23 protein-coding genes are annotated in these 23,234 nt (G+C 71.0%); 14 read left to right on the forward strand and 9 right to left on the reverse strand.

All coding sequences use genetic code 11. The features are described from left to right. The first annotated feature begins 289 nt into the window (after window positions 1-289). Window positions 290-2,269: a PAS domain S-box protein gene (locus tag TBR22_RS08875; protein ID WP_239492615.1), complete on the forward strand. Its 1,980-nt coding sequence runs from the start codon at window positions 290-292 to the stop codon at window positions 2,267-2,269. A 157-nt stretch (window positions 2,270-2,426) separates the two neighbouring features. Here the strand turns inward: TBR22_RS08875 and TBR22_RS08880 are convergent, their stop codons facing one another. After that, window positions 2,427-3,272 (reverse strand): sensor histidine kinase, encoded by an 846-nt coding sequence (locus tag TBR22_RS08880; RefSeq protein ID WP_239492616.1) that lies wholly within the window; start codon window positions 3,270-3,272, stop codon window positions 2,427-2,429. A 472-nt stretch (window positions 3,273-3,744) separates the two neighbouring features. On the opposite strand from TBR22_RS08880, the gene TBR22_RS08885 reads away from it, so the two are divergent. Beyond that, window positions 3,745-3,900, forward strand: coding sequence for a hypothetical protein (locus TBR22_RS08885; RefSeq protein WP_239492617.1), 156 nt, complete (start codon window positions 3,745-3,747; stop codon window positions 3,898-3,900). A gap of 82 nt (window positions 3,901-3,982) precedes the next feature. Here TBR22_RS08885 and TBR22_RS08890 read toward each other — a convergent pair whose 3' ends face one another. The 6 genes from TBR22_RS08890 to TBR22_RS08915 all read right to left on the reverse strand — a co-directional run bounded on the left by TBR22_RS08890 (window position 3,983) and on the right by TBR22_RS08915 (window position 10,410). Continuing rightward, window positions 3,983-4,849, reverse strand: coding sequence for an NADPH-dependent F420 reductase (locus TBR22_RS08890; protein WP_239492618.1), 867 nt, complete (start codon window positions 4,847-4,849; stop codon window positions 3,983-3,985). A 117-nt stretch (window positions 4,850-4,966) separates the two neighbouring features. Further along, the gene (locus TBR22_RS08895; protein WP_239492619.1) at window positions 4,967-5,971 is read right to left on the reverse strand and encodes an alpha/beta hydrolase; all 1,005 of its coding nucleotides are present in this window, start codon (window positions 5,969-5,971) and stop codon (window positions 4,967-4,969) included. A 105-nt stretch (window positions 5,972-6,076) separates the two neighbouring features. Continuing rightward, entirely contained in the window at window positions 6,077-7,072 is a 996-nt protein-coding gene (locus TBR22_RS08900) for a sigma-54-dependent Fis family transcriptional regulator (RefSeq protein WP_239492620.1), read from the reverse strand. A 22-nt stretch (window positions 7,073-7,094) separates the two neighbouring features. Next, window positions 7,095-7,406, reverse strand: coding sequence for a response regulator transcription factor (locus TBR22_RS08905; RefSeq protein WP_239492621.1), 312 nt, complete (start codon window positions 7,404-7,406; stop codon window positions 7,095-7,097). A 128-nt stretch (window positions 7,407-7,534) separates the two neighbouring features. Continuing rightward, entirely contained in the window at window positions 7,535-8,170 is a 636-nt protein-coding gene (locus TBR22_RS08910) for a response regulator transcription factor (RefSeq protein WP_239492622.1), read from the reverse strand. Continuing rightward, window positions 8,167-10,410: a PAS domain-containing protein gene (locus tag TBR22_RS08915; protein ID WP_239492623.1), complete on the reverse strand. Its 2,244-nt coding sequence runs from the start codon at window positions 10,408-10,410 to the stop codon at window positions 8,167-8,169. The genes TBR22_RS08910 and TBR22_RS08915 overlap by 4 nt, the downstream gene beginning before the upstream one ends. A 237-nt stretch (window positions 10,411-10,647) precedes the next feature. Here TBR22_RS08915 and TBR22_RS08920 point away from each other — a divergent pair, with 237 nt between their 5' ends. The 8 genes from TBR22_RS08920 (at window position 10,648) to TBR22_RS08955 (ending at window position 17,853) form a co-directional block, all read left to right on the forward strand. Then, complete coding sequence (locus TBR22_RS08920) at window positions 10,648-11,067, forward strand: heme-binding protein (protein ID WP_239492624.1); 420 nt, start codon at window positions 10,648-10,650, stop codon at window positions 11,065-11,067. Window positions 11,068-11,098: 31 nt separating this feature from the next. Then, window positions 11,099-11,902, forward strand: coding sequence for an SDR family oxidoreductase (locus tag TBR22_RS08925; RefSeq protein ID WP_239492625.1), 804 nt, complete (start codon window positions 11,099-11,101; stop codon window positions 11,900-11,902). Between the two features lie 147 nt (window positions 11,903-12,049). Beyond that, on the forward strand, window positions 12,050-12,517 hold the full coding sequence (locus TBR22_RS08930) for a (2Fe-2S)-binding protein (protein WP_239492626.1): 468 nt from the start codon (window positions 12,050-12,052) through the stop codon (window positions 12,515-12,517). 4 nt (window positions 12,518-12,521) lie between these two features. Then, a complete protein-coding gene (locus TBR22_RS08935) occupies window positions 12,522-13,499 on the forward strand; it encodes a xanthine dehydrogenase family protein subunit M (RefSeq protein WP_239492627.1) in 978 nt (325 codons plus the stop codon). Beyond that, window positions 13,496-15,718, forward strand: coding sequence for a xanthine dehydrogenase family protein molybdopterin-binding subunit (locus tag TBR22_RS08940; RefSeq protein WP_239492628.1), 2,223 nt, complete (start codon window positions 13,496-13,498; stop codon window positions 15,716-15,718). Before TBR22_RS08935 ends, TBR22_RS08940 begins: the two co-directional genes overlap by 4 nt. A 10-nt stretch (window positions 15,719-15,728) precedes the next feature. Continuing rightward, window positions 15,729-16,196 carry a DUF2721 domain-containing protein gene (locus TBR22_RS08945; RefSeq protein WP_239492629.1) on the forward strand — a complete coding sequence of 156 codons (468 nt, stop codon included), beginning with the start codon at window positions 15,729-15,731 and terminating at the stop codon, window positions 16,194-16,196. Between the two features lie 64 nt (window positions 16,197-16,260). Continuing rightward, window positions 16,261-17,520, forward strand: coding sequence for a serine/threonine-protein kinase (locus tag TBR22_RS08950; RefSeq protein WP_239492630.1), 1,260 nt, complete (start codon window positions 16,261-16,263; stop codon window positions 17,518-17,520). Between the two features lie 24 nt (window positions 17,521-17,544). Then, window positions 17,545-17,853 carry a hypothetical protein gene (locus TBR22_RS08955; protein WP_239492631.1) on the forward strand — a complete coding sequence of 103 codons (309 nt, stop codon included), beginning with the start codon at window positions 17,545-17,547 and terminating at the stop codon, window positions 17,851-17,853. 87 nt (window positions 17,854-17,940) lie between these two features. Here TBR22_RS08955 and TBR22_RS08960 read toward each other — a convergent pair whose 3' ends face one another. Continuing rightward, a complete protein-coding gene (locus TBR22_RS08960) occupies window positions 17,941-18,417 on the reverse strand; it encodes a hypothetical protein (protein ID WP_239492632.1) in 477 nt (158 codons plus the stop codon). Between the two features lie 97 nt (window positions 18,418-18,514). Here TBR22_RS08960 and TBR22_RS08965 point away from each other — a divergent pair, with 97 nt between their 5' ends. Then, complete coding sequence (locus TBR22_RS08965; RefSeq protein ID WP_239492633.1) at window positions 18,515-19,141, forward strand: pyridoxamine 5'-phosphate oxidase family protein; 627 nt, start codon at window positions 18,515-18,517, stop codon at window positions 19,139-19,141. Window positions 19,142-19,166: 25 nt separating this feature from the next. Here TBR22_RS08965 and TBR22_RS08970 read toward each other — a convergent pair whose 3' ends face one another. After that, window positions 19,167-19,736, reverse strand: coding sequence for a DUF3455 domain-containing protein (locus TBR22_RS08970; RefSeq protein WP_239492634.1), 570 nt, complete (start codon window positions 19,734-19,736; stop codon window positions 19,167-19,169). 196 nt (window positions 19,737-19,932) lie between these two features. On the opposite strand from TBR22_RS08970, the gene TBR22_RS08975 reads away from it, so the two are divergent. The 3 genes from TBR22_RS08975 to TBR22_RS08985 all read left to right on the forward strand — a co-directional run bounded on the left by TBR22_RS08975 (window position 19,933) and on the right by TBR22_RS08985 (window position 23,229). Next, window positions 19,933-21,717, forward strand: coding sequence for a GAF domain-containing sensor histidine kinase (locus tag TBR22_RS08975; protein ID WP_239492635.1), 1,785 nt, complete (start codon window positions 19,933-19,935; stop codon window positions 21,715-21,717). After that, window positions 21,714-22,355, forward strand: a complete 642-nt coding sequence (locus TBR22_RS08980) for a response regulator transcription factor (RefSeq protein WP_239492636.1) — start codon at window positions 21,714-21,716, stop codon at window positions 22,353-22,355. The genes TBR22_RS08975 and TBR22_RS08980 overlap by 4 nt, the downstream gene beginning before the upstream one ends. 217 nt (window positions 22,356-22,572) lie before the next feature. After that, window positions 22,573-23,229 carry a hydrolase gene (locus tag TBR22_RS08985; RefSeq protein WP_239492637.1) on the forward strand — a complete coding sequence of 219 codons (657 nt, stop codon included), beginning with the start codon at window positions 22,573-22,575 and terminating at the stop codon, window positions 23,227-23,229. Window positions 23,230-23,234 lie beyond the last annotated feature (5 nt).

Here is a 23,234-nt window from a genome sequence, read left to right on the forward strand (position 1 = left end):
GCACGCATCGGGCGTACGGCAATCCCGTAGCAGCCTGGTGCATCGGCGGCATCGTCGCGGTCAGCCGGGGCGAACGCGTGTCCCTCTCGCGTGCAGCCTTCGCGTGTCGCCCGATTGAGGCCTGCGGTCGGCGCTCGCGGGATCGCCCGATCGCGCGGTCGGCAGAGCATGTACGGGATTCCCTGATGGTGTCCCGCCTGCGCCACTGACACTCTGGTCGCGTCGGCCTCCGGGCAGGCTGTAGGGTGGTGCGGCCGTCACCCGGGACGGCGCGTGGAGCGTGATGTCGATGGAGACGGGTCAACCCAGCGCGCCGGTCGACCAAGCCACCACGGCTGCCGATGGCGGGACGTCGCCGGGCGACCTCGGGTTGCTGGCGACCGGACACGCCAGTGAGTCGATGTTGCGGGCGGCGCTCGAGGCAATGACCGACGCCGTCTTCATCTCCGACCTGGCCGGTCGGTTCGTGCTCTTCAACGACGCGTTCGTCGCCTTCCACCGGTTCCCGTGCCGGGCGGCATGCGTTCAGACGCTCGCGGAGTATCCCGCCTTGATCGAAGTGTCGCTGTCGTCGGGCGACGTCGTTCCCCTGGAGCAATGGGCGGTGCCACGGGCTCTCCGCGGCGAGGTGGCCGTCAACCAGGAGTACCACCTGCGCCGCAAGGACACGGGCGAATCCTGGATCGGCAGCTACAACCTGGCACCGGTGCGAGACGGCAGCGGCCGCATCATCGGCGCGGTCGTGATCGGCCGTGACGTCACTCGGCAGAAGGCGATCTCGGACGCCCTTCAGGCGAGCGAGGCGCGGTACCGGGGACTCGCCGAGCAGTTGCCGGAAGGGATCTTCGTGCTCGACGGCGCGGGACGCGTGCTCGACGCCAACCAGGCCGCATGCCGGATGTTCCGGTACGGGCTCGCGGACCTGCGCGAACGCATGCTGCACGACCTGTTGGTCTTCGGCGACACGGCACCGGCGCTGCTGCCTCGGGCCGATGCGGGTGGGCTCGTGCAGGACGAGCGGTCCTGCCGCCGGTCCGACGGCTCGACCTTCCTCGGGGAAGTGCTCGCCCTTCGTCTTCCCGACGGCCGTTGGCAGGGCGTCGTGCGAGACATCACGGAGCGCCGGTGGGCCGCCCAGGCCATCCGGAGCCTCGAGGCCCAGCACCAGTCAGATGCCAGCGTCCTGCACGCGCTCTTCGCCACCGCGCCGCAGGCCATCCTCGGCGTCGATGAGCACGGCGTCATCCGGTCGGCCAATCCAGCGGTCGAGAAGACGTTCGGGTGGTTGCCGGACCAGTTGCTCGGCAAGCCGTGCTCGACGCTGGTGCCCTCCGGACCCGTGAACGGCCAGACGCCCTGTCTCTCGTCGTTCTGGAACGCGCCTGACGTCAACGATGAAGGGCGGGAGCTCATCGCGGCGCGCAAGGACGGCTCGCAGGTCCCGGTCGAAGTGCGCAGCGCCGTGGTCCAGACGCAGGACGGGCGCCTCGTGTTCGCCTTCGTGAGCGACATCAGCACGCGCTGGCGCGAGGAAGCGGCTCGAAAGGCACAGGCGGTCACCCTCGAGCTCTACAACCAGCGTCTGCGGGTCCTCACGACGGAGTTGACCCTGGCCGAGCAGCACGCGCGCGAGGGGCTGTCGCGCACGCTTCACGACGGTGTCCAGCAACTCCTCTTCGGGGTGAAGCTCGGCCTGGACCGCGTGGCGAGGCGGGTCGACGGCGCTCAGGGCCTCAACCGCGACGCCCTGGAAACGGCGCGGCAGGATCTCGACGAGGCCATCGGCTCGGTGCGGTCGCTGGCGATCGAGCTCGCCCCCCCGGCGTTTCGGCAGGACGGCCTGCGCCCGATGCTGGAATGGCTGGTCGACTGGATGAAGCACAAGCACGGCCTCGAGGTGGCGCTGACCGTCGGCGAGGATGCCGACCTGCAGGCACGCGATCTGCGCACCCTCGTCTTCATTTCGGTGCGGGAGCTGCTCTTCAACTGCGCAAAGCATGCACAGGTCGGCCGTGCCGCGGTCGCCGTCGTCAGGGTGCCCGGTGACCAGCTGCAGATCACGGTGACCGACGGCGGGAAGGGGTTCGACACCGCCCTCGTGGCGAGCCCGTCGCGGAGCGCTCCCGGCCTCGGCCTCCTGAGCATCCGCGAGCGCCTGTTGCTGGTGGGAGGCACGCTCGACGTGCGGAGCACCCGGGGCGCCGGCTCGGCCGTGCAGATCACCGTACCGGCAGGCACTGCCCCGCAGAGCGTGACCGCACGCTCGTGACCGCAGCGCTCCGGCAACGTGCTGTCGTCGACGTGTCGGGTCGACAATCCGCGAGCCCGGCGTCGCCTCGAGGTACGGCACCGGCCGCGTCGAAAGGCCTCGTCGATGACCGGCTCCATGTGCTCGTCCGTACTCCACATGCATGACGTGTCGCGCATCAGGGCGTTCCACGAGCACCTGTCCGGATGGCAGTCGCGCATGACGGCATGGTCGCGGCCGGCGGGAACGCGATGACGAACGCGGTGCCCCGGCGCGCCGAGGCGTCGACGTCGAGCCGGCCGCCATGGACGTCGGCGATCCGCTTGACCAGAGCCAGGCCGACGCCGAGATGACCGGTCTTGGTCGAGACGCCGCGATCGAAGATGCGGCTGCGAAGTGCGGCCGGGAACCCACAGCCCGTGTCGGCAACGGTGACGAGGATGCGGTCGCCGTCCTGCCGGCTCCCCACGTACAGCTCCCGCTCACCCGGCGGTGTGGCGGCCATCGCCTGTATCGCATTCACCATCAGGTTCAGGAACATCAGGTAGAGAAGCGTCTGCTGCCCGCAGACGTCTGGTAGCGGTTCGGTCAGCGCCAGGTGCGCGCGCACGCCGCACTCGTCCATCGCCACGGCCACTTCCGCGATCGCGGCCCGCAGCGCGTCGTTGACGGTCGCCCGGCCGGCGGTCAGCCGTTCGCCGCTGAAGAGCGCACGCAGTCCGTCAATCACGGTCGCGGCTCGCGCGGCCTCCCGCTCGATGTCGACCAGCGTGTCGGCCAGGGCCCCGCCCTGATCGGCCGTGGCCGGCAGGCGTGTGGCCAGCACACGGGCCGCCTCTGCGTTGAGGATGAGCGCCGCAAGCGGCTGCGTCAGTTCATGGGCCAGGGCCGCGGCGAACGCCTCCTGGCCGGGGCTCACCTCCTCGGCGTGCTCCCGGGCTCGCTCGCGCACCGGCGAGTGCTGGTCGGGGTGCAGGGGGGCCGTCACCGCGAGCGTGGGGAGGAGTGCATGCAACTTGCCCATGGCGATCCTTCAGCTAGGTTTCCGGGCGGACGTGGGGGCGTGGCGCGATCGGGCGGCCCATGAATGCCGCACGAGCCTTCCGATCGACGTGTGCCGTGTGCCGTGACCGCACCATACGTGTCGGCGCGTCAGGCCAGCAACCGGCTTTCGGCGGCGGCGCGTGAAATTACACGCAGTCGTCGGCGAAAAAACTACGAGTCGGTACGGAGGCCAACCGCAAGCACTTCATGGTCGAGCTGCTCGAGGCGCGTCGAGAACGAGTCGTCATGCCACGGATTGGTCGACGGTGCCCGTGATCGACTGGTACGACGGGCGCCTGGCCTCGCACCCGGGGCCGCATCGACGCCGCGACTGGCCGGCTCCGGGTCATTCACGTGACCGCCGCGCATGCCGATGACCTGATCGACGACCCGACATGGTCAGCAACCTCGCGCCCACCCGACGCTCGCAGACGCCTCCCGCGGATCGCCGCGTGCGTCGACTCGCGCTGCCCGACTGCCCGTCGTGTCACCTCCCGCTGCAGGTCGACGTCCGGTCCAGGGACACGTTGTACGCGCGTTGCCAGTGGTGCGGACACCGGCGGATGGTCGCCAAGCCGGACGTGACGCCCGCGACGCCGCTGGGCTGACGGGGCAGGTGCCCCGGGCCATCGCGGCATCAGCCGTCCGAGGGGTGTAGAGGCAGCCGCTGCCCGCCACTCGCCCCACCAATCACCAGCCGAGGCGTCGTCGCCATTCCTCGCAGGGAATCGGCGGGGCACGTCGCGGGAACGGGCGGACGTTCTCCAGTTCGCCGGGGCGGCCGAATCCGAACAGCTGCGACATGTCCGCGAAGCACGACAGGGGAGCGCTCGGCATCAGGCGAAGCTCGTACCCCTCGTTCCGGCCCTGCTGCGCTGGCACGAGGGCCATGGTGTTGATCGCGTCGAACACCTGGGCGAAGCGGAGCGGACCGGCGTCCCAGGGATCGAGGCCGAGGTCGAAGATGAGCCGCGCCACCGACTCCCGAGCGCGCGGGTCGTTGCCGGCAATCAGGATCGTCGGTGGCGTGCCGACCAGCAGCGGATCGACGAAGTACGCCATCAGGGGCAGGTTGACCCTCACCACTCGGGCCGTCGCGTGCCGGGACTGGAGGCGTTCGCTTCCCGACGGCCCCGGGACGAGTTCCAGGTAGCCATCGGCTGCGACCCGCTTCTGTCCACCACTCACGTCGATGACGATCTTGCCGTCCAGCGTCCCCAGGCCGTCGCTGACCTCGTCGAGCACGTTCCTCGGGACCGCCAGGACGACGATCGCCGCGGCGGCGGTTGCGTCGCGAGGCGTGACGGCGGCCGCATTCGGCCCGCTCCTCGCCACGAGCGCGCGCACCGAGTCGCGGACCGGATCGCGGCTGCCGTAGACCACGCGGTACCCGGCGCGGCCGATCGCCGGGCCGAGCGTCCCGGCGAGCGTGCCCGTGCCGATCACGGCCACGACCGGCTTGTCCGGGGCCGACGCTGGCGGTGCCGCTTGCTGTGCCGACGGCACGACGGTCGCCATGACGCACGCGCACACGACCGCGAGCGGGACTCGATGCATGAGGCCTCCTTGACTGAATCGATGCTCAGCATACCCCGCAGGTCTCGTCCGTGAGGCCGGCGAAGCAGCCCCGACCCTGGCGCGGTGGTGCCTCGCCGACCGGGCCCGGTCGGTGCTTCAGCTGCCGGGATGCAGGGCGCCGCGGAGCGCGGTGATCGCCTGGGCAATCGCCCCTCGCGCTGCCGGCGTCTCGGCGAGCGGGTTGAGCATCACGAAGTCGTGGACCGTCTGGTTGTAGCGCACCGACGTCACGCGCACCCCGGCGGCGGAGAGCTTCGACGCATACTCCTCGCCCTCGTCCTGCAGGATGTCACCGTCGGTGATCAGCAGGCAGTCGGGCAGCCCGCGCAGTTGCTCCACGCTCGCGCGCACCGGGTAGGCCGTGACGTCGGTCTCGCTGCCATCGAGGCCCTGCAGGTCGAACATCCACTTCATCGTGTCGGCGATGAGCCACGGGCCATCGGCGTACTGCCGGTACGACGGCCGGTCCGACAGGTAGTCCAGCAGCGGGTAGAACAGCACCTGGTATGCGATGCTGGGCCCCTGCCGCGCCTTGGCCATCAACGTCAGGGCGGCGGCCATGTTGCCGCCCACGCTGTCGCCCGCCACGGCGACGCGCGAGGGATCGATGCCGAGGTCCGCCGCGTGCGCCACGGCGTGGACCAACGAGGCGTACGCCTGCTCGTTCTGCGTCGGGTACCTGGCCTCGGGTGAGTTGACGTAGTCCACGAAGACGACGGTCGCGCCGACGCCGGCCGCCAGCTCACGAACCAGCCGATCGTGGGTGATGGTGTCGCCCAGCACCCACCCGCCGCCATGACAATAGAGCAGGAGCGGCAACGGCCCCCTGGCGCCCTGCGGTCGCACGATGCGGATGCGGGTCTCGCCCGTCGGGCCCACCGGGAACGTCGTGTCGACGACGTCGGCCGGGGGCGCCGGCACAGGCGCGGACTGCAGGTCGGTGAGTACCTTGTGCGCGGCCGCCGGCGACATCGTGTACAACGGCGGCGCCCCCGCCAGGCTGTCGATGAACGCCCGGGTGACTGGCTCGAGCCGATCACGCGAGTGGCCTCCCCTCTCGTCTCGGGTCGGGTGGTCCTGGGGCAGGCTGCTGGATGACATGGACACGCTCCTGTGCTTCGGGTGGACGAACGACGGTGGACGCTGGGGGGACCGTCTGACGCGCGGCAGGACGGGTGTTCTCACGTGGACGCAGGCCACCGTGGTTCAGGGGCTGTCGTCGCGGGTGACCAGCGCGCGGGCCCCCGGCGCTGATGAGGCCTGCCTGGGGATGCCGAGCCGCTGCATGCGTGCGAGCAGCGTCGTGCGTGGCAGGCCCAGGCGCGATGCGGCGCCATTCCAGCCGCCGATGACGCCGTTGGTGCTGCGCAGCGTCTCGATGATGTGATCGCGCTCGACGTCGGCCAGGGTGCGCAGCGAGGTGCCCTGCAGCACCGGCAGCGGCCCGAGGCCGTGTGGCGTCGCGAGCGTCTCGCCGCGCGTCGCGATCACCGCGCGCTCGACCACGTTCTGCAACTCGCGCACGTTGCCCGGCCAGGGCTGGTCGGCCAGGCGATCGAGCAGGGCGCTCGGCACTTCGGGCACGTGCCTGCCGTGACGCCGGGCAAATGTGCGCACGAAGTGGCGGACCAGCAGCGGGATGTCCTCGCGGCGCTGGCGCAGCGGCGGAATGACGATCGGGAAGACGTTGAGGCGATAGTACAGGTCGGCGCGGAAGGCGCGCCGCTGCACCATGTCGAACACGTCCTGATGGGTGGCCGCGATCACCCGGACGTCGACGTCGACGGCCCGTCCCCCGCTTCCCAGCCGTTCGATCTGGCGCTCTTGCAGCGCGCGCAGCAGCTTGGGCTGCAGCTCGAGCGGCAGATCGCCGATCTCGTCGAGGAACAGGGTGCCGCGGTGCGCGGCTGCGAAGCGGCCGTCGGACTGGGCCAGGGCGCCGGTGAAGGCACCCCGCTCGTGCCCGAACAGCTCGCTCTCGAGGAGACCGGCTGGCAGGGCGGCACAGTTGACCGCGACGAACGGGCCGGCCCGGCGCGGCCCGGCGGCGTGGATGGCGCGCGCCACCACTTCCTTGCCGGTGCCCGTCTCGCCGAGCAGCAGCACCGAACTGTCCACCGGGGCGATCAGCTCGATGGCGTCCCGTACGCTCCTGAGCGCTTCGCTGTTCCCGATCAACTCGACCGCCATCATCGACCCCATCGTTCACGCGTGGCCATGCGCGTCACCTCGCGAGGGCCGCGCCGACGTACGCGAGCAGCTCGGCCGCGTCGAAGGGCTTGCCCATGAAGGCGAGGGCGCCGTCACGAAGCGCACGCCGGCGCGCCTCGTCGTCGTCGTACGCCGTCACGAAAATGACCGGGAGCGTCGGCCGCGCCGCGCGGAGACGCCGATGGAGTTCGAACCCGTCGATGCCGGGCAGGCGAACGTCGGCGACGACACATCCGGCACGGTGCATCACATCCGTGTCGAGGAAGGCCTCGGCCGACGCGAAGGTCTCCGCCTCGAATCCCGCCGACTCGAGCACGCTCTGCATCGACGCCCGGATCCGCCGATCGTCGTCAACCGCCGCGACGACGCGAGGAGAATCGGATGGCGATGACCCCGGGGCGCCCACGACACCGGCATCGTAGCCGCGGGCACGGGCCGCGAACAGCTATAGGTTCATTCAGTGACGCGCGGCGCCGGCGCCCGGATGCCGAGCGTGTCCGCGAACCTGATCAGCTCCGCCAGGGAGTGCGCCCCCATCTTCCGCATGACCTGTCCGCGGTGGACGCCGATCGTGATCTCGCTCGTGCCGAGCTCGGCGGCCGTGTGCTTGTTGGCAAAGCCACAGACCACGTACGACAGCACCTCGCGCTCGCGCCGCGTCAGTCGCGCATGGCGGCGACGCACCTCGTCGGCGGCAGCGCGCCTCGCCCGCGCGTCGCGATCGCGACCGATCGCGTCCTCGACGGCCGCGAGCAGCTCACGATCGCCGAACGGCTTCAGCAGGAACTCGACGGCCCCGGCCTTCATCGCGCGCACCGACGAGGGCACGTCGCCGTGGCCGGTGATGAACACGATCGGCGGCCCGCCGCGGTCTGTCAGCCCCCGTTGCAGGTCGAGGCCATGCATGTCGGGCAGTTCGAGGTCGAGCACGAGGCAGCCTGGCGCGTCTGGCGTCTCGGCTTCGAGGTATTGCGTGGCGGAGGCAAACACCGAGACGCGGTGTCCTGCTGCGGCGAGCAGATCGGCCACCGCCGTCCTGACCCGCGCGTCGTCATCGACCACGAAGACGGTCGGGTGATCTGCGGTCATGGCCGGCCGTCCGGCGCCAGTGGCATGGTGAACGAGAAGGTGGTGCCGCGGTCGCCGTGGCTGACCGCGGAGAGGCGCCCGCCGTGCGCGGTGGCGATCGACCGGCAGATGGTCAGTCCCATCCCGAGTCCGTCGGCCTTGGTGGTGAAGAAGGGCTCGAACACGACGTCGGGGTGGCTCAGGCCGCTCCCGTTGTCGGACACCTCGAGCAGCGCGTGTGGCCCGGAACGGCGCGACAGTACGGACACGTGGCGTTCCCGGTCCGTCACGCCCGCCACCGCTTCCAGGGCGTTCACCGCCAGGTTCCAGACCAACTGCTGCAGTTGGACGCGATCGCCGCGGACTCCGGACAGGGTCGGGTCCAGGATGCTCGCGACGACCACCTGCTTGCGCGTGAACTCTACCTCCAGCAGCCGGAGGACCTCGCGGATCACTTCGTTGAGGTCGAGCAGCGCGTTCTCCGTCGGTGTGCGCTTGAAGAGCGAACGGACGCGCGTCACCACGTCGGCGGCATCGCGGCCGTCGCTTGCGATGCGTTCGGCCGCCTCCACGGCGCGCTCGACGTTGGGCGTCGGGCCGGACAGCCACCGCAGGCACGCGTGGGCGTTGGTCACCACGGCCGCCAGCGGCTGGTTCACTTCGTGGGCGATGGCCGCCGCCAGCTCGCCGACCGTGGCCACCTGCGCGGCTCGCGACAGCTTCCCCTGCATCTCGCCGATGGCCCGCGAGGCCTGCGCCAGTTCCTGGCTGGCCAGCCACTGGTCGGTCATGTCCATCGACGCGCCGATGTACTCGACGAGATCGCCTGCCGCGTCGAGGACGGGCCGTCCCACGGCGTACTGGTAGCCGATGGTGCCGTCGCCGCGGAGGATGCGGTAGTCGGCGCGATAGGCGGTGCGCGCACGCACGCACTGCTCGAAGGCGGCCTGCACGCGCGGCCGGTCGTCGGGATGGATGCGCCCGAACCAGAACGCGGGACTGGTCACGTCGTCGCCGGGGCGCACCCCGTACGCGCGCTCGATCTCGGCCGAGCTCTCGACGCGGTCGGCGACGGGATCGTAGCGGAAGCCACCCGTGCGGCTCAGGCGCTGGACCTCGACGAGGAAGGCCTCGCTCCGGCGCCGTTCCTCCTCGGCGCGCTTGCGCGCATCGACGTCGGTGATCAGCACCGGCCACCTGATGATGTGGCCGTCCGGGTCGCGATCGGGCACGGCCCGCACGTGGAACCAGCGATACACCCCGTCGCTGCGCCGCAGGCGATGCTCGCTGTCGAAGGGCTCGCCGGACGTCATGGCATGGGCCCACGCCGCGGTGACGCGCGGGCGGTCGTCGGCATGGATGATGTCGCTGGCCTGCCAGCCCTGGATGGCCGTGAGGTCCTGCCCGATGTAGGCCAGCAGTTGCGCGTTGACGAACTCGGCACGGCCGTCCGGTGTCCAGATCGCCACCAGGCCCGGGACGGTATCGATGATCGAGCGGTACTCCCGCTCGCGCGACCGCAGGGCTTCTTCGGCCTGTCGGCGATCGTCGATGTCGGTGAGCAGGCTGTACCAGCGGACGATGCGGCCCTCGCGGTCGCGCTGCGGCAGCGATCGGCAGTGGAGCCAGCGGTACACGCCGTCGGCACGACGATTGCGGACGTCGAAGTCCATCGGCTCGCCGGTCGCGACGGCCTGCGCCTTCCTGGCGACGACCATCGGCACATCGTCCGGGTGCACGGCCACGGCCCAGTTGCGGAGGTCCTCGCGCGAGCGGCCGTAGAACTCGACCGCCGCCGCGTTGACGTCCTCGATCTTGCCCTCGGGCGTGTTGGTGCAGACGATGCCCGGCAGGCTGTCGAAGGCCCGATGCTGGCGCTCGATGTCGGTGAGAACGCCGCACCAGCCGACCACGGTCTCCGACGTGTCGCGCCACGGCTCGGCGCGCAACAGGAACCAGCGATGGGTGCCGTCGGCACCGCGCAGTCGCAATTCGAGCTCGAGCGGTCGATCGAGCGCCGCTGCGAGTTCGTCGAGGACGCGCTCGCGGTCGTCGGCGTGGATGCAGGTGGTCCAGCCCCAGCCCGACAGCTGTGCCGTGGCGGCGCCGGTGTACTCGACGAAGCGGCGGTTGGCGAACTCCAGGCCCGTGCCGTCGGCGCGACCCGTGCACGCCAGCACGGGCAGGGCATCCACCAGCGTGGAGATGCCGAGCGCCGTCGGGCCGAGTCCGGACGCGTGGTTCCGCTCGAGCTGATGCATTGGGGCCCCTGGAAGATGGCGCGACGCTCCCGATCATGCCATGCCTGACCCGTCGTCGCGCCTAAAGGATCCTTCAGCACTGCTTGCGACGACCGGACGACACGCCGGGTGTCGAGACGGACGCGCAAGCGCAGACGCACGCAATACGCGGGGCGCGATCACGGGCACCCGGTGGTCGACGCCAGATGGATCGCGTCGTGCAATGACCGCCCGCGTTCACACGATTGGAGAGTCCTGATGCCACTCACCTCGCAACAGGCGCGGGCCGTGGTCGACGCGGCAGAGGCCACGGCCCAGGCCCTCGGCGTGCCGGTCATCGTGGCGGTGGTCGATGCCGGCGTGCACCTCAAGGCGTTCAGCCGCATGGACGGCGCCGTGCTCGGGTCGATCGACGTCGCACTCAAGAAGGCGCGCACGTCGGCGCTGTTCCAGGCCGACAGCGACGCGGTCTGGGAGTACTGCCGGCCCGGGGCGCCGGCGCCGGCCCTCGAGTTGTCCAACGACGGGCTCGCGCCGTTCGGCGGCGGCGTGCCGCTGCGTAGCGCGGCGGGCGAGTGGCTCGGGGCGGTCGGGGTGTCGGGCGGGGCCGTCAGTCAGGACCAGCAGATCGCGCAGGCGGCCGCGGCCGTCCTGGCCAGTGCACTGTCGACCAGGTGACGCGTACACGCACACGACAGGAGAGGACACGATGTCGAAGACGATTCTGGTGACCGGGGCAGGTTCGGGGTTCGGGAAGGGCGCGGCGATCGGCATGGCGCGCAACGGGCACACGGTCATCGCCACCGTGCAGGTGTCGCCGCAGGTGATGCCGCTCCGCCAGGAAGTCGCGGCCCTCGGGTTGTCGAACGTCCGGGTCGAGCGACTCGACCTCACCGATCCCTACGACATCGCCCAGGCGCAGTCGTGGGACTTCGACGTGCTGTGGAACAACGCCGCCCAGGGCGAAGCGGGGCCCGTGTGGGAGATTCCGGTCGATCTGGTCCGGCGGAACTTCGAGATCAACGTCTTCCTGCCGCTCGTGCTGACCCAGGGCGTGGTCCGCAAGTGGGTCGCCGAGGGGAAGAAGGGCAAGGTCGTCTTCACGTCGTCGATGGGCGGCCTGTTCACGCCGGCCAACTGGGGGACCTACGTGTCCACCAAGCACGCGCTCGAGTCGATCGCCGAGGCGTTGCAGCAGGAGCTGGCGGCCTACGGCATCAAGGTCCAGACGATCAATCCGGGCGCCTACTACACCGGCTACAACGAGACGATGGCCGACAACCCGTTCCGCTGGCTCGACGACAGCAAGCACTTCACCAAGCGCGCCGACCTGCGCAAGGGCTTCGACGACTTCTTCGCGACGCCAGAGGGTCGGATGGACCCGCAGGAGATGATCGACAGGATGATCGCGATCGTCCCGGCCGACACGGGTCTCTTCCGCAACGTCGTCCCCAAGGCCATCGAAGACATGCTCAAGAAGCACCAGGCGGCCGCCTGGACGCAGCCCATCTGATCGCACGAGGTGGGTGAGGCGATGTGGACCAGGCGGGACTTCCTCGGGCGCACATTGCAGACCGGCGGCGGACTGGCGGCCGGCGCTCGGGGCGTCGTTGCCCCGGGCCAGGCGAACGTCCGCACGACGGACGGGGGAGCGTCGACGATGGCTCCAGTCTCCACGACGATCACGGTCAACGGTCATCGGCAGGTCCTGTCGGGCGACTCCCGGACGTCACTGCTGGACCTGCTGCGCGACCGCCTCGGGCTGACCGGCACCAGGAAGGGCTGCAATCACGGCGCCTGCGGCGCCTGCACCGTGCACATCGACGGCCGGCCTGCGCTCGCCTGCCTGACGCTGACGGTCACCTGCCACGAACGCGAGGTCACGACCATCGAGGGGATCGGCGCACCCGACGGCCTGCACCCGTTGCAGGAGGCGTTCGTCGCGCACGAGGCGCTGCAGTGCGGCTTCTGCACGGCCGGTCAGGTCATGTCGGCCCTCGGGTGTCTCGCGGAAGGGCGGGCTCGCAGCGCGGACGAGGTGCGTGAGTGGATGAGCGGCAATCTCTGTCGCTGCGGCGCGTACCACGGCATCGCCACGGCCATCCTGCAGCTCGCGGACGGGAAGTGACGCCATGGACCCCTTCACGTTCACGCGGGCAGCCGACGACGCGATGGCGATTGATGCCGCATCGCGCGGCGCCCGCTTCCTCGCCGGCGGCACGACGCTGGTCGACCTGATGCGCGAGCACGTCGAACGCCCCACCGCGCTGGTGGACGTGTCCCGACTCGCCCACGCCGAGGTGGAGGTCGGCGACGCGGGGCTGGTGCTCGGCGCGCTGGCGCGGATGGCCGACGTGGCGCGCCATCCAGGGGTCGCCACCGCCTACCCGGCGATCAGCGAGGCCTTGCTGCTCAGCGCCTCACCGCAGATTCGCAACATGGCCTCGATCGCGGGAAACCTCCTGCAGCGGACCCGCTGCACGTACTTTCGCGATCCTGGCACCCCGTGCAACAAGCGCGAACCGGGATCGGGGTGCCCGGCCCGGACGGGCGAACACCGCATGCACGCCATCTTCGGCACGAGCGAGGCGTGCATCGCCACGCACGCTTCCGACCTCGCCGTCGTCCTGCTGGCGTTCGACGCGGTGCTGGAAGTGCAGGGAAGCCGAGGCCGGCGCCTGCTGCCGCTCTCCGAGCTGCACCGGCGCCCCGGCACGACGCCCCAGCTCGAGCACACGCTCCATCAGGACGAGTTGATCCTGCGCGTCAGCGTCCCGGCCGGTCCGCACACGCGTCGGTCGCACTACCTGAAGGTGCGGGACCGGGCCTCGTACGAGTTCGCGCTGGTATCGGCCGCCGTGGCCCTCGACCTCGACGGCGAGGTCATTCGCGATGCGCGAGTTGCCGCAGGTGGCGTCGGCACGATTCCGTGGCGGCTGCCCGCCGTCGAGCAGGCCCTGGTCGGACAGCCGAATCGGCCCGAGGTCTGGCGACAGGCCGCGGACCGTTCGCTGGTGGGAGCGCAGTCACTGCCGCAGAACGCCTTCAAGCTCACGCTGCTGCCCCGGACCATCGTCCGGGCCCTCGAGCACGTCGGAGGACGAGCATGAGTCCCGCGATCGGCAGTCCGCTGCGGCGGGTGGATGGCGAACTCAAGGTCACCGGACGCGCCGCCTATGCCGCCGACATCACGTTGCCGTCCCTGGCGCATGCCGTGCTGGTCACCAGCACCATCGCGACGGGGCGGATCGTCGGGCTCGACACCTCGCGGGCGGAGCGGACCCCCGGCGTCGTCGCCGTGCTGACGCACCTCAACGCACCGCGCCTGCCGTACCGGCCTCACCGCAGCGTCCTCGACCCGCACGGCGAGCGCCTGCACGTGCTGCAGGACGACGTCGTGCGGTTCAACGGGCAGCCGGTCGCCGTGGTGGTGGCCGAGACGCTGGAGCAGGCCGAGCACGCCGCGTCGCTGGTCCTCGTCCAGTACGCCAGTGCGCCGGCTCGGCTCGACTTCGAGGCGGCCCGGCGCGAGGCCATCGTACCCGAGGCAGGGCGGTCGGCCGACTCGCGGGTCCCGGCCGACCACGTGCGCGGCGCGCCGGAGCAGGCGTTGGCGCGTGCCGACGTGCGCGTCGACCGCGAGTACCGCATCGCGAGGCAGCAGCACAACCCGATGGAGCCACACGCGACGGTCGCGCGCTGGGACGGGGATCGACTGACGCTCTGGGACAAGAGCCAGTGGGTGGTCACGGTGCGCGATGAACTGGCGGCCGTGTTCGGGTTGCTGCCCGAACAGGTACACGTCATCTCGCCGTTGGTCGGCGGCGCGTTCGGCACGACGCTGCGGGCGTGGGGACACGTGACGCTGGCGGCGTTGGCCGCACGGGTCACGGGTCGGCCGGTCCGGCTGACACTGACGCGGCGGCAGATGTACGCCGGCACCGGCCACCGCCCCGAGACGTGGCAGCGGCTGGCCGTCGGCGCCAATCGTGAGGGGCGGTTGCAGACGATCGTCCACGAGGGCACCGGCGAGACGTCGACGTACGAGCAGTACACCGAGCGCCTCCATGAAGTGACCGGATTGCTGTATGCGTGCCCGCACGTGCGCCTGCGGTACCGTCTGGCACCGCTCGACACGCACACGCCGGTGTTCATGCGGGCGCCGGGTACGGCGAGCGGCGCTTTCGCGCTCGAGTGCGCGCTCGACGAGCTGGCGTACGCGCTGCGGATCGATCCCCTCGACCTACGCATCCGCAACGAACCCACGTCGGATGCGCATGCCGGCCTCCCGTTCTCCAGCCGCTCGACCCTTGCGTGCTACCGGGAGGGGGCGGCGCGCTTCGGATGGGCATCTCGCACGCTCGAGCCGCGTTCCATGCGCGACGGGCGCTGGCTGCTGGGCTGGGGCATGGCGACAGCGGCGTATCACACGTTGCGCGGAGCGGCCGGCGCGCGCGTGCGCGTGCTCGCCGACGGGCGGGCGGTGGTCGAGAGCTCTGCGAGCGACATGGGGCCGGGCACGTACACGTCGCTGACCCAGGTGGCCAGCGACGCGCTGGGAGTGGCGCCCGATCGCGTCAGGGTCGTGCTTGGCGACTCGACGTTCCCGTACGCCCCGTCACATGGCGGCTCCCAGACGATGGCCAGCGTCGGTCCAGCGGTGTACGCCGCGTGTGAGGCGGCGCGTCGGCGGCTGATCGATCTGGCCGTCGCCGACGAGCGCTCGCCCCTGCACGGCACGCGGCCCGGTGAGGTGGATGCCGCGGACGGGCAGCTGTGGGTCCGGCAGGACGCGACGCGGCGCACCCGCTACCAGGAGGTCCTCGCGCGGGCCGGCCTCGAGGCGATCGACGCCACCGAGACCGTCAGGCCCTCCACCGAGTCGGAGCGGTTCTCGATGCAGGCGTTCGGCGCGGTGTTCGCGGAAGTGGCGGTGGATCCCGACCTGGGCCTCGTCCGGATGCGTCGGCTCGTCGGGGCCTACGGCGCCGGCCGCATCGTCAACCCGCGCCTGGCGCTGAGTCAGGTGCTGGGCGGGATGGTCGGCGGCATCGGCATGGCGCTCCTCGAGCACACCGTGATCGATCGATCGTCTGGACGGGTCGTCAACGCGACGCTGGCCGACTACCTCGTGCCGGTGCACGCGGACATGCCGGCCCTCGAGGCGATCTTCGTCGAGGAGCACGACCCCCACGTCAATCCGCTGGGCGTCAAGGGCATCGGCGAGTTGGCGTTGGTCGGCGTTGCTCCCGCGATTGCCAACGCGGTGTTCCACGCAACCGGCCGCCGCGTCGGTCGCCTGCCAATCACCATCGAGCAGTTGCTGTAGAGGGAAGGCCGTGGAACCGCAGTTGAGCGTGCTTGCGGCAATCGTCGCGCCAGCCGTGCTGACCAATGCCTCGTCGGTGCTGACGCTCGGCATGGGCAACCGCCTGGTGCGTGTGGTGGACCGCACGCGCGTCGTCCTTGCGGACCTGGCCGACCCCCGGGCCTCGGACACGCAGCGCGAGGCGCTGCGCGATCAGTTGCAGGACCTCAAGCGCCGGACACGACTCCTGCTCGCCGCGCAGCGATGCTTCTTCGTCGCGCTCGGGTCGTTTGCCGCGGTGGCGCTGCTGTGTGTCGTCGCGGCGGCGACGTCCGCCTCGGCGGGGCCGGTGACGGCGTGGGCGACGCGCCTGGCGCTCGCGGCCGGCGCAGCCGGGGTCGTCGGGCTCGCCTGCGGCTGCGGCGCGATGCTGATCGAGACGCAGGTCGCGCTCCGGAACCTGTCGCGGGAAGTCGCGATGTTCGAGGCCGAGGCGTGAGCGGTAGCGGTCGGCGTCCGTCGGCGCGCGTGGGGGGCCGTCGGTGCCGCATGGAGCGGCGGTCGTGATCCGCCTCGGCATGCGCGAACGCAGCGAACTGGCGCCGACCCAGGTCGGGCTTGTCGCGCCGCTCCCGACCGACATGATCGCGGATCAGGTCGGCCGCGTCCGGTGGTTCTGTCTCGTCAGCGGCGTGCTGTGGGGGCTTGCGACGGGCATGGAAGCGTGGGTGACCCCGAAGGTGGCCGGCGTTGCCCCCTCGCTGGCCGCGCTCGTGATCTCCTTCAGTGCCGCGACGACGGCGACGGGCCTGTGGGGGTACCTGTCGCGGGCGCGGCAGTCGAGCGGCACTCGAGTGGACGTCGGCCCGTGGCTGGCGGTCTCGAACGCGGCACATGTCGCGATGCTCGAGGTGTGGGCGCGCGGACCGGGCACCCTCAATCCGGGGCAGCCCTCGTGGATCATGATGGTGATCCTCCTGACGGCGGTCATCGCGCCGTCGACGCCGCGTCGGGTCGCCGCCGCCACCATCGGCGCCGCCTCGATGGGGCCGTTGGCCATCGGCCTGGCCGCGGCGACGGGGCGTCCCGTGCCGTCGCTCGCGACCGCAGCGCTGGTGTACCTGCCGAACTACCTGTGGGCCGCCGCCGCCGTGATCCCGTCGGTGATCGTCGATCGGATCGGCGGCCGTTTGCGCGCCGCGCGGGAACTCGGCAGCTATGCACTCATCGAACGGCTCGGCGCCGGCGGCATGGGTGAGGTGTGGCGGGCGCGGCACCGCCTGCTGGCGCGCGACGCGGCGATCAAGCTGATCCGACTTCAGGTGCTCGGGGCTGCCAGCGCGGATCAGGCGCGCAACCTGCTCAGGCGATTCGAGCGCGAGGCACAGGCGACCGCCCAGTTGCAGTCGGCGCACAGCATCCGCATCTTCGACTTCGGGGCCACCGAGGACGACCGCTTCTACTACGCGATGGAGTTGCTCTCGGGCCGCGACCTCGAGTCGCTGGTGCAGGAGTTCGGACCGGTCCTCCCGGAACGGGCGGTGTTCCTCCTGCGTCAGGTGTGTCACTCGCTGGCGGAGGCGCACGCCGGCGGGCTGATTCACCGCGACGTCAAGCCGGCGAACATCTACGTCTGCCGGATGGGGCTCGAGTACGACTTCGCGAAGGTCCTGGACTTCGGCCTGGTCACGTTCCGCACCGACCCCGCGCACGGCTCTGCCCCCACCTTGCTGACCGACCCGGGGACGGCGCTCGGGACACCGGCCTACATGGCCCCCGAGGTCATCCTGGGCAGCGAAGTGGACCGCCGTGTCGACGTGTAGGCGCTCGGATGCGTCGCCTACTACATGCTCACGGGGCTGCAGGTCTTCGAGGGCGGCCCACCGACGCGGGCCTACGTCCACCACGTCCACACCCTGCCGACCCCGCCCTCGCAGGTGGCGCCACGACCCGTCCCGGCCGACCTCGAGGCCCTCGTGATGGCGTGCCTGGAGAAGGATCCCGCGAGGCGACCCCAGGACGCTGGCGAGGTGCTGATCCGCTGCGACGCCTGCCGCCTGCCGCGCCAGTGGTCGCCCACCGATGCGATGGCCTGGTGGCACGCCCATCTCCCGGACCTGACCGGGCCCGTGTCGTTCGGCACCCGCGCTCAGTGAGGAGGCGGCGTCGTTGGCGCTCGGCGCCTGCAGGTCTTGACGACGCCGGTGGCATTTGTGCCAGCCTCCGTAATCACTCGTCGCGCGTCAGCCCAGCGCCGCGGACGCGTGGCGACGTTCTCCGCGCCGCACGACGAGGGCGGTCGGCAGCCCGACGCAGACCATGTGCACGACGATCATCACGGCGATGATCACCCAGGGGGATGGCCTGGTCGTGACGCGCGACAGCGGCAGCACGACGCGGTTCATCACCAGGTAGACCGCGACCCCATACGCGAGTCCGCAGGGGACCGCCCGGCGGACCAGCACGTGCCATCGCCGGCTCAGCAGGTAGTAGGTGGCGACCACCGCGAAGGCAATCACGAAGTGCAGCGCCAGCCCGAGGGCGGCGGTGGCGGCGCCACCCCGAAAGGCCTCGCGGCCGAGCAGGCCGCTGGCGATTGCCTGCAGAATGGAGCGCGGCGGAACACCGGCATACAACCCGTGCACGGCGAACGCCGCGGCGATGTCCAGGATGCCGACGAGCAACCCGCCGAGCACGATGGGATGGAGGGGCCTGGCCACGCGTCCTCACGCTGTGCGCTTGATTGCGCGGCGCCAGCATCGCATGAAGTCGGTCCGCTGCACGCCGTTCGTTCGCTCACCCTCGCGGAGGCTCCACATGAGTTTCGGTTCACTGGCCTTCACCCCGGCGGTCCAGCAACTGCAGGCCCGGTACGGCAGTCGGCAGCAGTACGCGCGGATGGAGCGGGCGTCGCCGTCGACGCAGGCGCTCGGACCCGCCGAGACGGACTTCCTCGCATCTCGCGACAGCTTGTACTGGGCGACCGTCGGTTCGACGGGGTGGCCCTACGTGCAGCATCGCGGCGGCCCGAAGGGCTTCGTCAAGGTGATCGACGACCGGACGCTGGCGCTCGGCGACTTCCGAGGCAACAAGCAGTTCATCAGCACGGGGAACCTGCTCACCGACAACCGCGTGGCGATCATCATGGTGGACTACCCGCAGCAGGCCCGCCTGAAGATCCTCGGACGCGTCGACGTGCTCGACGGCGATTCGGCGCGCGACTGGATCGAGCGGGTCCGCACGCCCGGCTACAAGGCGGTCATCGAACGCGTGTTCGTGGTCCACATCGAGGCGTTCGACTGGAACTGCCCGCAGCACATCACGCCGCGCTACACCGCCGAGGAGATTCAGGCGGTCGTGCGGCCGATGGAAGAGCGACTGCAGGCGCTCGAGATCGAGAATGCACGCCTGCGCGCCGCTGTGGTGTCGCAGGGCGGTCGGTGAGCGATCCCACCCTGCGCTGCCGTGGTCACCGATAGAACACGTAGTCGGTGCTGTAGGGCACGAGTGCCTTCTTGCCGACGTCCCGGGCGGTCTTGCAGCCCGTCGCAGGCGCCTGCCCTCCCGCGGTGTTGACGCGCTGGATGTGGGTCGTGCCCGGGAAGAACGTGCCACCGCCCGGTCCCGCTTCGTCGCCCACCACCGCAAGGAGCAGCCACGGGATCGCCCCGGGCGCCACGAAGGCCGGGTCGGTCGACGACGCGATGGCCGCCGCCCAGATCGCGCTGGTGTCGCCGGAGTGCTGCCAGGTCGGGCGGGCAGCGCCCTGTTGATCGGGATTCGGGCTCAGGAAGTGCGTCGCCACCTGCGCCTCATCGGCGCCGGTCAGCGTCGCCTGTGGGCCGTAGAACAGCCAGCCGAAGCCGGTGGGTGACAGGACGCACATGTAGTTCTGCGTGCCCTCGGCGTGGAGCGTCAGGTAGGGATGCACGCCGGCTGGCGGCTCGAGGCCTGCAGGCACGCCGGCCGGCGGCTGCGCGTGGACGACGGCCGTGGCGAGCAATGTGGCCGCGGCGAACGGGATGATGTGACGGAACATGAGCGCGTCGCGAGTGCGAAAGGCACTCGCCCTCCTGCTCCATGGATCGCAGGATGGGGCCGAAAGACGACAACCCCATGCGGCCGGTGGGAGGCGGCGCGCCCCGGAACGGGAGCGACGCGCGCGCCAGCGCCGTCGCCGTGTCGGGAGGATGATGACGGCGCGAACCCACGCTATGCTGGATGGCGCGCCCGTCATGAACGACCTCGACCGCTTGCCGCTCGGCTCCGACCGCGCCATGGCGCTCGTGCACCTGCTGCACCATGTCGCCGCGGCCGCCAACGCCGCATCGTCGCTGCAGGACGTGCTGGCCTGCGTGCTGCCGGGGCTCTGCACGGTGACGGGCTGGGACCTCGCGCACGTCTTCCTGGTCGACGTCGCCAACCCCACCCGCGTGGCGTCGGTCGGCGCGTGGCACGTCCGGGCGGACTGCGAGTCGAGGATCGCCCCCTTCATCGATCATGCCGGGCAGATCACGCGGGTGGACGCACTCGGTTTCAGCCGCCGCGTCGTCGAGACCGGTGAGGTGGCCTGGTGCACGGGCGCCGACGAACCGGGCGACGGCGAGCGCATCCGCCTGGCGCGGGCCTGCGGGCTCTCGGCCGCCGCCGCCTTCCCGATCGAGGTCGGCCCGGAAGTCGCCGCGGTCCTCGAATGCTTCGCGCTCGAGCCGCGGCCGCGCGACGACGATGTGGCCGACGTCATCGCGCAAGCCGGCACGCAGCTCGGCCGCGTGATCGAGCGGGAGCGCAGCGCCGCCGCGCTGCGCGAGGTCGCCCGCGCCCTGCAGCGTGAAGTGGCGCAACGGCGCGAGGCCGAGGAGGTGGTGCGGTCGCAGGTCGACACGATGAGCGCCGTCGCCGAAGCGCTCGCCTCCGAGCCGCGGCTCGACGCGTTCCTCGCCTACCTGCTGCGGGCCATCGCCCAGCAGTTGCAGGCCGAAGGCGCGGGGATCTGGGTGACCCAGCACGACGGCCGGCACGTCCAGCCGGCGTTCTCGTACGAGGGCGGCCGTGTGCTGTCCGCCGTCGAGTCGCTGCACCCGGCGATGCGTGGCCCGATCGACCTGGAGGACGAATCGCCGATCGTCCAGGCGGTGTTCCGTTGCCGGCGCCCGCTGGTGCACGACGTCGCGACCGATCCGCTGATCCGGCCCGACGACCGGGACTACCTCGTGGCGCAGGGCGTGACCACGGTCCTCAACCTGCCGCTGTTCATGCACGACCGGCTGGTCGGCTTCCTCACCGCGCGTCGCACGTCCACGCTGCCCTTCACGGAGGAACACGTCCGGGTGGGACAGGCGCTCGCGGCGCACGCCGCCCTCGCGATCGAGCTCACTCGCCTGGCCGAGGACACGCGTGCCACGGCGGTCGTGCAGGAGCGGTCGCGCCTCGCCCGCGACATGCACGACACCCTGGCCCAGGCCTTCACCGGCCTGCTGGCGCAGGTCGAGGCGGCGCGTCGCAACCTCGACGATCGGGCGGACGTCGCCGAGCGGCTCGGCCGCGCTGCGGACATGGCTCGTGAGGGACTGGCCGAGGCGCGCCGCGCCGTGTGGGCCCTGCAACCGCACATGGCTCCCGAGGATTTGTCGCGACGGATACACGCGGCCGCGGCCCGCGTCCGCGATGAGAGTGGCCTCGACGTCGTGATCGAGGAGCGGGGTGTGCCTGCACAGTTGCCCCCGGACGTCGGGCAGGCCGTGCTGCGCGTCATCCAGGAGGCCCTCACCAACGTCCAGCGGCACGCCGCCGCGCGGCAGGTCGTGGTCGACGTGCGGTACGGCGACGCCGACGTCCGCGTCTGCGTGAGCGACGACGGCGCCGGGTTCGACACGGGGGCGGCGTACCAGGGCTACGGGATGACCAGCATGCGGGAGCGCGTCGAGCGCCTCGGCGGTGCGTTCGCCGTCGAGTCGTCCCCGCAGGGCACGGCCATCGACGCATGGCTGCCCCTGCCGCCGGGAGGCGCGCAGGCGTGACAACGGCCGAGACGACCGAGGCGCCGATCCGCGTGCTCGTCGTCGACGACCACCCGGTCTTCCGCGAGGGCCTGGTCGCGATCATGACGCGCGCCGGTCTCGCCGTGGTCGCCCAGGCCGCCGATGGCGCCGGCGCGGTTGCCGCGTTCGACACCCACCGGCCGGACGTCACGCTGATGGATCTGCGGATGCCCGGCATGGGTGGCGTGGAAGCGATCACCCGCATCCGGGAGCGCCACCTGACGGCGCGCATCATCGTCCTCACCACCTTCGACGGCGACGAGGACATCTACAGCGGGTTGCGGGCCGGCGCCAAGTCGTATCTGCTGAAGGACGCCTCGCCGGACGACCTGCTGCAGTGCATGCGCGACGTGCACCGCGGTCGCCCCTACCTGCCGTCGCATATCGCCGGCAAGCTCGCCGAACGCCTGCAGGGCGGGGTGCTCACGCCGCGCGAGCTCGACGTGTTGCAGCTCATGACGCACGGACGCACCAACCGCGAGATCGGCGGCGCGCTCGCGCTCGCCGAGAGCACCGTCAAGGTCCACGTCAACAGCATCCTCGGCAAGCTGCAGGCGTCGAGCCGTACCGAGGCGGTGACGATCGCGCTCCGTCGCGGCCTTGTCGCGATCACGTAGCGACCGCTGCGTACCACGGCCATGGAACGGCCGGGCTGGCCGCTTCTTCATCCGCACGTCGTCCTACATCCAAGGGCGTAGATCGACTTGCCTCCTTCGACGCTTCCGCGGCGTCGCGCCCGTCGCCACACTGATGGAGGCTCAGGTCGCTCTGCCTCGCGTGCCCGGCGCAGTGCCCGGTCCGCGGCTCCGTAGTCGTCCCTTCGAGGAGAGATGGATGTCCTTCCAGGAAATGCTGTCGCCGGCCAACGCCGCGCTCGTGCTGATCGACTTCCAGCCGGCCATGTACCAGGGCGTCGAGTCCCATGACCGCCTGAGTGTCGTCCACAACGTGCAGGTGCTCGCCAAGTCCGCCAGGCTGTTCGGACTGCCCGTGCTGCTGTCGACGGTCGCCCAGGACACCTTTGCCGGGCCTTTCATGCCCGAGGTCACGGAGCTGTTCCCGGGCCTGTCGGTCGTCGACCGCACGAGCATCAACGCGTGGCTGGACCCGGGCTTCCGCGCCGGTGTCGCGGCGCTCGGCCGCAAGAAGATCGTGCTGGCGGGCCTGTGGACCGAGGCCTGCGTGATGTTCCCGTCGCTCGACCTGCTGCGCGAGGGCTACGAGGTGTACGTGCCCACCGACGCGTGCGGCGACGTGTCGCGCGAGGCCCACGAGCGCGCCGTCCAGCGCCTGGTGCAGGCCGGCGCCGTGCCGATGACGTCGCTGCAGATGACCTTCGAACTGCAGCAGGACTGGGCCCGCGGCGAGACCTACGACGGCGTGATGGACATCCTCAAGGCGCACACGCCGTACGGCATCCAGGTGCGCTTCTCGAAATGGGCCCTCGGCGAGCATGCCTCCGAAGCCGGGCCGGCCCTGACCAACGCGTAAGGTGA

It is taken from the genome of Luteitalea sp. TBR-22 (assembly GCF_016865485.1).
In the GTDB taxonomy this organism is placed as follows: Bacteria; Acidobacteriota; Vicinamibacteria; order Vicinamibacterales; family Vicinamibacteraceae; genus Luteitalea.

What these genes read in the sequence shown, in the direction of transcription:
- TBR22_RS08875 (WP_239492615.1), top strand. Translation starts at nt 290, where the DNA reads ATGGAGACGGGTCAACCCAGCGCGCCGGTCGACCAAGCCACCACGGCT.
- TBR22_RS08880 (WP_239492616.1), bottom strand. Translation starts at nt 3,272, where the DNA reads ATGGGCAAGTTGCATGCACTCCTCCCCACGCTCGCGGTGACGGCCCCC.
- TBR22_RS08890 (WP_239492618.1), bottom strand. Translation starts at nt 4,849, where the DNA reads ATGCATCGAGTCCCGCTCGCGGTCGTGTGCGCGTGCGTCATGGCGACC.
- TBR22_RS08895 (WP_239492619.1), bottom strand. Translation starts at nt 5,971, where the DNA reads ATGTCATCCAGCAGCCTGCCCCAGGACCACCCGACCCGAGACGAGAGG.
- TBR22_RS08900 (WP_239492620.1), bottom strand. Translation starts at nt 7,072, where the DNA reads ATGGGGTCGATGATGGCGGTCGAGTTGATCGGGAACAGCGAAGCGCTC.
- TBR22_RS08905 (WP_239492621.1), bottom strand. Translation starts at nt 7,406, where the DNA reads ATGCAGAGCGTGCTCGAGTCGGCGGGATTCGAGGCGGAGACCTTCGCG.
- TBR22_RS08910 (WP_239492622.1), bottom strand. Translation starts at nt 8,170, where the DNA reads ATGACCGCAGATCACCCGACCGTCTTCGTGGTCGATGACGACGCGCGG.
- TBR22_RS08915 (WP_239492623.1), bottom strand. Translation starts at nt 10,410, where the DNA reads ATGCATCAGCTCGAGCGGAACCACGCGTCCGGACTCGGCCCGACGGCG.
- TBR22_RS08920 (WP_239492624.1), top strand. Translation starts at nt 10,648, where the DNA reads ATGCCACTCACCTCGCAACAGGCGCGGGCCGTGGTCGACGCGGCAGAG.
- TBR22_RS08925 (WP_239492625.1), top strand. Translation starts at nt 11,099, where the DNA reads ATGTCGAAGACGATTCTGGTGACCGGGGCAGGTTCGGGGTTCGGGAAG.
- TBR22_RS08930 (WP_239492626.1), top strand. Translation starts at nt 12,050, where the DNA reads ATGGCTCCAGTCTCCACGACGATCACGGTCAACGGTCATCGGCAGGTC.
- TBR22_RS08935 (WP_239492627.1), top strand. Translation starts at nt 12,522, where the DNA reads ATGGACCCCTTCACGTTCACGCGGGCAGCCGACGACGCGATGGCGATT.
- TBR22_RS08940 (WP_239492628.1), top strand. Translation starts at nt 13,496, where the DNA reads ATGAGTCCCGCGATCGGCAGTCCGCTGCGGCGGGTGGATGGCGAACTC.
- TBR22_RS08955 (WP_239492631.1), top strand. Translation starts at nt 17,545, where the DNA reads ATGCTCACGGGGCTGCAGGTCTTCGAGGGCGGCCCACCGACGCGGGCC.
- TBR22_RS08965 (WP_239492633.1), top strand. Translation starts at nt 18,515, where the DNA reads ATGAGTTTCGGTTCACTGGCCTTCACCCCGGCGGTCCAGCAACTGCAG.
- TBR22_RS08970 (WP_239492634.1), bottom strand. Translation starts at nt 19,736, where the DNA reads ATGTTCCGTCACATCATCCCGTTCGCCGCGGCCACATTGCTCGCCACG.
- TBR22_RS08975 (WP_239492635.1), top strand. Translation starts at nt 19,933, where the DNA reads ATGAACGACCTCGACCGCTTGCCGCTCGGCTCCGACCGCGCCATGGCG.
- TBR22_RS08985 (WP_239492637.1), top strand. Translation starts at nt 22,573, where the DNA reads ATGTCCTTCCAGGAAATGCTGTCGCCGGCCAACGCCGCGCTCGTGCTG.